Source organism: Halorubrum sp. CBA1125, assembly GCF_009742825.1.
Taxonomy (GTDB): domain Archaea; phylum Halobacteriota; class Halobacteria; order Halobacteriales; family Haloferacaceae; genus Halorubrum.
The window spans coordinates 1-4,112 of the sequence record NZ_WPCE01000228.1 but is presented as its reverse complement, the minus strand read 5'-3'; the positions used below and the strand labels follow the sequence as shown (position 1 = coordinate 4,112).

Sequence of the window (4,112 nt, the reverse complement as noted above, 5' to 3'; positions counted from 1 at the left end):
CGCGGCGCCGACCGCCGCGCCGACCGCCGCCCACTTCGCTCTCGACACCGCGTTCTTGAGACGTGATCTCATGAGATACAGTTCTCTCCGAGCCGACAAAAGGCTGCCGTCGATTCTCGGCGAGCGCGCCGGTCACGGCGCCATCCGCGTCGTGGCGGCCGCCTTCGTCTCTCGGCCGCTCACTGCAGTCGCTTCGTCGTCTCCACGAGCGGATGCCGCGCGTAGTCGACGACCTCGATGTCGGTGATGCCGTCGAGCCCCTCCTTCTCGGCGGTCCGTGCCATCCCGAGGTCGATCGGTCGCTCGGGGACGATCACGTACGCGTCCATCGTCTCGATCCCGGACTCGTGGGCGGCCATCACGCGGTGGTGGCCGTCGGCGAGGTGGAGCGTCCCGCCGTTGTCGATGACGACGAGCGGCTCCGCGAGCCCGCGCTCTAGCTCGTACTGACGACCCTCCAGTTCGTCGGCGTACACGCGAGCCTGCGTCGGCGTCAGGTCGGTGAGCCGCACCTCGCGGCGCTCTTCGCTGAGGTCGACGCCGTGGATCTGTTCGAGCGTCCGCATCAGCTTCCCCACCTTGCTCGGCGTCGCCCGCTCGATCTGCGAGCGGACGACGTCGGTGTTCGAGATGATCCCCACGAGGTTGTCGGCGTCGTCGACCACGGGGAGCCGCTGGATCCCGGATCGGAGGATGACGCGGGCGGCGTCGGTCACCTTCATGTCCGGGTGCGCGACGATGAGGTCGGTGGACATCACCGTGAACACGGGGGCGTCGTCGTCCGCGAGGAGGAGGTCCGCGGCCGAGACGAACCCCTCGACCGTCCGCCCGTTCGTGACCGGGAACCCGTTGTGGCCGTCGCTCTCGGCCATCCGCCGTGCGACCTCGGCGACCGTCTCGTCCGGGCTGACCGTCTCCACGTCGCGGGTCATGTACTCCCCGACGGTCGGTTTCCCGCTCATTGTCGGAAGAAGGCGCCGCCGGAACAAAAAGGGGCGGGAGGCGGCGCTACTCCGCTCTGCCCGCCCTCGAGCCCGACGAAACGGTCCTCGACCGCTCGTGGACGACGAACTCCACCGCGTTGACGACGTAGTGCGCGACGACGACCGCGAGGAGACTGCCGGTGGCGACGAACAGCCCCCCGAGCGCGAGGCCGAGCGCGACGGCGACGACGATCCCGATCCGACCCTGCGCGCCGTGGCCGAGCCCGAACGCGACCGACGAGACGACGACGAGGTGCCACGGATCGACCGCGAAGCCGACGGAGAGCGCCCCGATCAACGCCCCACGGAACAGCGCCTCCTCGAAGCCGGCGACGACCGGGAGGACGACGGCGAGCAGCAGTATCCACTCGCCGACGCCGGTCGGCGCCATCGCCTCGCGGAGCCGTGTCGAGGGCACGACGCCGACCCGCACGCCGAGCCGTGCGGCCGCCTCGTTGCCGGCGGCGAGGAGGACCCCCGCGCCAGCGCCGACGACGATCGGCCCGCCGGCATCGAGCCGAAGGGCGCCGAGTCGGAGGGCGCCGAGCGAGGGCCGTCCGTTCGAGCCGAACACCGGGTGTGCCTCGCCGATCCCGAACGCCGACGCCGGCACCGCGGTCCACCACGCGATCGCGACGAGGACGGTCAGCGCGACTGCCTGTGAGGCGGCCGCGTTGGCTAACAACAGCCGCGTCGTGAGGACCGGTCGGTTCCGCCGGTTGGCGTCCGAAGACCGGTCGGCGTCCCCGTCTCGGTCGGTGTCGTCGTCCCGATCGACGTCGCCATCTTGGTCGGTGTCGCCGTCGACGGCGACCTGGCGCCGCGAGTCGACGATCCGGGCGCTCGCGAGGATGCGCCGAGAGCGACGGGTGAAATACAAAAGCAGCAGCGTCAGGGCGGCGGTCGCGACCACGAACGCCGCCCAGTCGGGCATCGATGCGTGGTCGTGGCGATCGGGTTACTGCGGGCTCGGGCTGGAGGGGCCGGAGACGCTGCCTTCCTTGAGCGCCGAGCCGGTGATCGACTTGAGCCGGGAGACGAGCGAGTCCTTCTCGGCTTCGCCCTCCAGCGCGATGTCGAGCACCTCGCTGATGTGCGACACCGGGATGATCTCGATCATCTCCTCGTACTCGTCTTCGATCATCACGTCCTGCTCGTTGGCGGCGGGGATGATCACCCGGTCGCAGCCGGCCTTCGCGGCCGCCTCGATCTTGTGGGTGACGCCGCCGACCGGGAGCACGTCGCCCCGGACCGAGAGCGACCCCGTCATCGCGAGGCTCTGGTCGACGCCGACGTTTTCGAGCGCCGAGATGACCGCGGTCGCGACCGTGATCGACGCGGAGTCGCCGTCGACGCCCTGCTGGCCCGTCTGGACGAACTGGATGTGGATGTCCATCTCCGAGATGTTCTCGTCGGAGAACTTCTTGATGATCGCCGAGACGTTCGAGACCGCCTCCTGGGCCATCTCCTTGAGCTGGCCGGTGGCGATCACCTCGCCGGGCCCCTGCGAGGGCGTGACCTCGGCCATCACCGGGAGCATGATCCCGGAGTCTTCGCCCATCACGGCGAGGCCGTTGACCCGGCCGACGACGTAGCCGTCGGAGACCTGCAGCTCGTAGTCCTTCCGCCGCTCAATGAAGTCGTCGGCGAGCTGCTGTTCGATGGACCGCGAGCGTCCCTTCGCGGACAGCACGTGCTCGCGGGTGGTGAAGTCGGCGTTCTCGCCGCGGGCGATGTCGCCGGCGACGCGGACCAGCCCGCCGAGGTTCCGGAACAGGAGGGTGAGGTGGCCCTTCCGGCCCGAGCGGCGTTTGGCCTCGAGGATGACCTCCTCGACGGCCTCCGCCGTGAACTCCGGCAGCCGACCGTCCTTCGCGACCTCCTGGGCGATGAAGCGGACGTACTTCCGGCGCATCTCCGGGGTGTCCTCGATGGTGTCCTCCATGTACACCTCGTACCCGTATCCCTTGATGCGGCTCCGGAGCGCCGGGTGCATGTTCTCCATCGCGTCGAGGTTCCCGGCCGCGATCATGACGAAGTCCGTGGGGACGGGCTCGGTCTGGACCATCGCGCCCGAGGAGCGCTCGGACTGGCCCGTGATCGAGAACTCGCCCTCCTGGATCGCCGTCATGAGGTGCTGCTGGCTGCGGATGTCGAGCGTGTTGATCTCGTCGATGAACAGCACGCCCTTGTTCGCCTTGTGGATGGCGCCGGCCTCGACGCGGTCGTGGCTCGGCGTCTCCATCCCGCCGGACTGGAACGGGTCGTGCCGGACGTCGCCGAGCAGCGCGCCGGCGTGCGCGCCCGTCGCGTCGCGGAACGGCGCGGTCTTCGTGTCGCCGTTGTTCACCAGGAGGTTCGGGATCATCGCGTCCGAGCCGCGGTTGAGGTAGCGGAAGACGAGGTAGACGACCCCGGCCGCGATGATGCCGACGAGGATCTGGCCGACGATGATGAGCGCGTAGCCCAACACGACGGCGATGATGATCCACATCAGAAGCGACCGCATCTGGTTGCGCTTGCGCGCCTCCTCGCGGTGGGCGTCGACGATCTGTTCGCCTTTCCCCGCTGGGACGGTCCGGACCTTCGGCTTGTTCCCGTCGTCGGGGTTGTGGTAGACCAGGACGTCCTGTAACTCCTCTTTCGGGAGCAGTTCGGACATCGCCTTCGCGAGCATCGACTTCCCGGTCCCGGGGGAGCCGATCATCATCACGTGGCGCCGCTGTTTGGCGGCCTTGATGATCACGTCGCGGGCGTGCTCCTGGCCGATCACCTGGTCGACGAGGCGGTCGGGGATCTCGATCTCCTCGGTCGTGTCGATCTTGAGTCCGCCGAGGAGGTCGTCCTCGTCGGGGTCCTCTTCGATCTCGGCTCCCTCGACCTCGACTGAGCTGCCGAGCTCGTCGATACCGCCGTCGTCGTCGCCGGTGTCGTTCGGGTCGTCGCCGGCGTCGTGCGGTTCGTCGTGGTCGATCGCGAACCCGGCGTCGTCGCCGACGTCGCCCGCCTCGACGACTTCGCCGTCCTCGAGGACGACGACGCCGTCGCCGTCCCCGGGCTCGTCGGGCTCCTCGGTCGAGTCGTTATCCGCCGCGTCGCCCGCAGACGTGTCGCCGTCGGCGGGGGCTC

At 69.3% G+C, this 4,112-nt stretch carries 3 protein-coding genes; all 3 read right to left on the bottom strand.

What is annotated here, in order from left to right; translation table 11 throughout:
- Positions 1–179 precede the first annotated feature (179 nt).
- Positions 180–962, bottom strand: a complete 783-nt coding sequence (locus GJ633_RS14660) for a CBS domain-containing protein (RefSeq protein ID WP_156589400.1) — start codon at positions 960–962, stop codon at positions 180–182.
- A 46-nt stretch (positions 963–1,008) separates the two neighbouring features.
- A complete protein-coding gene (locus GJ633_RS14655) occupies positions 1,009–1,917 on the bottom strand; it encodes a CPBP family intramembrane glutamic endopeptidase (RefSeq protein WP_156589399.1) in 909 nt (302 codons plus the stop codon).
- A gap of 24 nt (positions 1,918–1,941) precedes the next feature.
- A partial coding sequence (lonB, locus tag GJ633_RS14650; protein WP_156589398.1) for an ATP-dependent protease LonB occupies positions 1,942–4,112 on the bottom strand: 2,171 nt, incomplete at its 5' end.

Excerpts from the sequence above, each read along its gene's own strand:
- GJ633_RS14660 (WP_156589400.1), bottom strand. The coding sequence starts at position 962 with ATGAGCGGGAAACCGACCGTCGGGGAGTACATGACCCGCGACGTGGAG.
- GJ633_RS14655 (WP_156589399.1), bottom strand. The coding sequence starts at position 1,917 with ATGCCCGACTGGGCGGCGTTCGTGGTCGCGACCGCCGCCCTGACGCTG.